Annotated in this window: 4 protein-coding genes and 1 tRNA gene; 3 read left to right on the top strand and 2 right to left on the bottom strand. The window is 69.2% G+C overall.

All coding sequences use genetic code 11. The annotated features are described in order from the left end of the window. The first annotated feature begins 369 nt into the window (after nt 1-369). The gene (locus ACIWVC_RS34370) at nt 370-909 is read left to right on the top strand and encodes a hypothetical protein (RefSeq protein ID WP_396455181.1); all 540 of its coding nucleotides are present in this window, start codon (nt 370-372) and stop codon (nt 907-909) included. A 342-nt stretch (nt 910-1,251) separates the two neighbouring features. Here the strand turns inward: ACIWVC_RS34370 and ACIWVC_RS34375 are convergent. Beyond that, nucleotides 1,252-1,333: transfer RNA gene (locus ACIWVC_RS34375), tRNA-Tyr, on the bottom strand. Nucleotides 1,334-1,451: 118 nt separating this feature from the next. Here ACIWVC_RS34375 and ACIWVC_RS34380 point away from each other — a divergent pair. Further along, the gene (locus tag ACIWVC_RS34380) at nt 1,452-1,940 is read left to right on the top strand and encodes a YajQ family cyclic di-GMP-binding protein (protein ID WP_396446344.1); all 489 of its coding nucleotides are present in this window, start codon (nt 1,452-1,454) and stop codon (nt 1,938-1,940) included. A gap of 62 nt (nt 1,941-2,002) precedes the next feature. Here ACIWVC_RS34380 and ACIWVC_RS34385 read toward each other — a convergent pair whose 3' ends face one another. Further along, nucleotides 2,003-2,278 carry a helix-turn-helix domain-containing protein gene (locus ACIWVC_RS34385; RefSeq protein WP_396446343.1) on the bottom strand — a complete coding sequence of 92 codons (276 nt, stop codon included), beginning with the start codon at nt 2,276-2,278 and terminating at the stop codon, nt 2,003-2,005. A 35-nt stretch (nt 2,279-2,313) separates the two neighbouring features. Here ACIWVC_RS34385 and map point away from each other — a divergent pair, with 35 nt between their 5' ends. After that, entirely contained in the window at nt 2,314-3,081 is a 768-nt protein-coding gene (map, locus tag ACIWVC_RS34390; RefSeq protein ID WP_396455183.1) for a type I methionyl aminopeptidase, read from the top strand.

The following is a 3,081-nucleotide window of genomic DNA, read 5'->3' on the forward strand; positions in this document are numbered from 1 at the left end:
ACTGCGCGGCCAAGTGGCCGTACGCCTCCCCCAACCATCGGCGGGGCATCGCTGAGGCGCTGACGGACGCCACAGAGGCTCTGTTGACCACGGGCAAGGGCGCTCCGGCGGGTGGCCTGCTGCGTGAGGCTCTGCGGGCTTGGGCCTACAGCGGGCGCCTGCAGAACGGCGAGACCGACGCGCCCGAACACCTGGCCTCGGCCGTCCGCTGGCTGGAGCGGAACACCGTCGACATGGCCGACTTCGCCCCCCGACCGGCAGGGGCCTCAGCTCGCGCGGCAAGTCCTCGACCGGCTGAGCCGTCGCCAAGACGGCTCTCCGGCTGCCGGCAGTACGGCGACGCGCAAACGAGCGACCTTCAACAACGCCATGGAGTACGCCTGCGAGCGGCGCATCCTGCCTGTCAACCCGCTGACCCTGGTGAAGTGGACTCGGCCGCGAGTGGCGCAGACGCTTGACCTTCGGGTGGTCGCCAATCCCGACCAGGCGCGGCGGCTCCTCGACGCCGTCCGAACGCAGGGCAAGCGTGGTGAGCGCATGGTCGCGTTCTTCGCCGTCATGTACTACGCCGCGCTGCAGCCAGAGGAAGCAGTGGACCTGCGGCGGGATCACCTCGTGAGCCTGCCTGATGACGGCTGGGGTGAGATGCGGCTGACGCACGCTGAACCGCGTAGCGGCTCTCGATGGACGGATAGCGGCAAGCCTCGGGACAGGCAGCCTCTCAAGCATCGGGCGCCCGGCGAGACCCGGCCCGTGCCGATCCATCCGGAACTTGTCACGCTGCTGCGCCACCACATCAAGGAGTTCAACATCCCGGCCAGTGGCCGGCTGTTGGTTGGGCCGCGGGGCGGGATCATGACTGACCGGACATACCTCGGGGTCTGGCATAGGCCAGGGCGGCGGCACTGAGCGAGCGTGAGGCGGCCTCGCCGCTGGCCAAGACGCCGTACGACCTCCGGCACGCGGCCGTGTCGACGTGGCTCGGTGCGGGCGTCCCTCCGGCTCAGGTCGCCGAGTGGGCGGGGCACAGCGTCGCCGTCCTCCTCCGCGTCTACGCCAAGTGCGTGGCCGGTCAAGAGGAGGACGCCAAGCGCCGAATCAGCGAAGCGACCAGGCCGAAGACACCCTAGAACTTCGGCACGTATTCGGCACAGCCACCCGTAGAAGGCCGTAAACGATCAGAGACAGCCGGACATAACGAGAACAGCCCCGGACCGGGTCATGCCTGGTCAGGGGCTGTTTCTGCTGGGGTGGCGGGTCCAGGATTCGAACCTGGGTAGGCTAAGCCGACGGATTTACAGTCCGCTCCCATTGGCCACTCGGGCAACCCGCCTTCGCGATGGCACTGGAAAGGATAGCGGACCGTGGGAGTGGGTGTGACATCGAGGCGGGCGGGGTTGATCGATACGCTCGGGGGATCCGGATGTTGCTGCTGAGGGGATGTGTGGGCCGTGGCCGACTCGTCGTTTGACATCGTGTCGAAGCTCGACCGGCAGGAGGTCGACAACGCGCTGAACCAGGCCGCCAAGGAGGTGGCCAACCGGTTCGACTTCAGGAACGTGGACGCGGGGATCAAGTGGTCGGGTGAGTCGATCGAGATCCAGGCGAACACGGAGGAGCGGGCCAACGCGGTGCTGGACGTGCTGAAGGACAAGCTCGTGAAGCGGGGGATCTCGCTGAAGGCGATCGACGCGGGCGAGCCGAAGCTGTCCGGGAAGCTGTACAAGCTGGGCGTCGGCCTCAAGGAGGGCATCTCCCAGGAGGACGCCAAGAAGATCGGGAAGATCATCCGGGACGAGGGGCCGAAGGGTGTGCGGGCCCAGATCCAGGGGGACGAGCTGCGGGTCAGCTCGAAGAAGAAGGACGACCTGCAGCAGGTCATCGCGCTGCTCAAGGGCAAGGACCTCGACGTGGCGCTGCAGTTCGTGAACTACCGGTGATCTCGTTTCGAGGAGCGCGTCGGCCCCATCCCCCGCAGAAGGGGCCGGCGCGCTCTCGTGTTCTATGACGCGGCCGCGTCCGGAGTGGTTCGGTCGAATTCGGACAGAGTCTCGGCGAGGGTCGTGAGGTCCAGGTCGAGGACGCGGGCCAGGGACGCGACCGTGAAGAACGCGGGGGCGGCGATGGCGCCGCGTTCGATCTTGCGGAGGGTGTCGAGGGAGATGCCGGCCTCGTGGGCGACGGCGGCGGCCGGGCGGGGGCCGCGGGCGGCGCGGAGGATCTGGCCGAGGGCCCTGCCCCGGTCGCGCTGCTCGTCGGTCAGTGGGGTGCGCACCATGTTGGTATTCTAATACTGGTATTAGAATCTTCGCCATGGTGACCTACCGGAGCCCACGGGAGTGGGAGCGCATGCGGGACGCGGGGCGGGTCGTCGCCCGGATCCTGCGCGACGTGAGCAAGACGGCCGAGGCCGGCGTGCCGCTCAGGGAGCTGGACGCGGTTGCCGCGCGGGTGCTGCGGGAGGAGCGGGCCACGTCGCCGTTCCTGCACTACAAGCCGTCCTGGGCGCCCTATCCGTATCCGGCGAACATCTGCGTGTCGATCAACGAGGTCGTGGTGCACGGGATCCCGGACGGGCGGGTTCTGCGGGAGGGTGATCTCGTGACCGTCGACTGCGGCGCCCGGCTCAACGGGTACTGCGGGGACGCGGCCGTGTCGTTCATGGTCGGGACGGGCGACGAGGCCGGCGTGCGGCTCGTCGAGACGACGCGGGTCGCGCTGGAGCGGGCCATCGACCGGGCAGTGCCGGGGAACCGGCTGGGCGACGTGTCGGCGGCGGTGGAGGAGACCGCCAGGAACGCCGGTTACGGCATCGCGGACGGGTCCGGCGGGCACGGCATCGGGACGGAGATGCACGAGGACCCGCCGGTGCCGAACACGGGCCGCCGGGGGCGCGGGATGCGACTCCGGGAGGGGCTGGCCATCGCCATCGAGCCGCTCGTGACCGAGAGCGGGCGCGACGCGACGGTGACCCTGGACGACGGATGGTCCGTCGCGACGAGGGACGGGAGCCGGGCGGCGCACTTCGAGCACAGCATCGTGATCACGGGCGACGGGCCGGTGGTCCTGACGGCGCCCTAG

The organism is Actinomadura sp., from assembly GCF_044508335.1.
Lineage (GTDB): Bacteria > Actinomycetota > Actinomycetes > Streptosporangiales > Streptosporangiaceae > Spirillospora.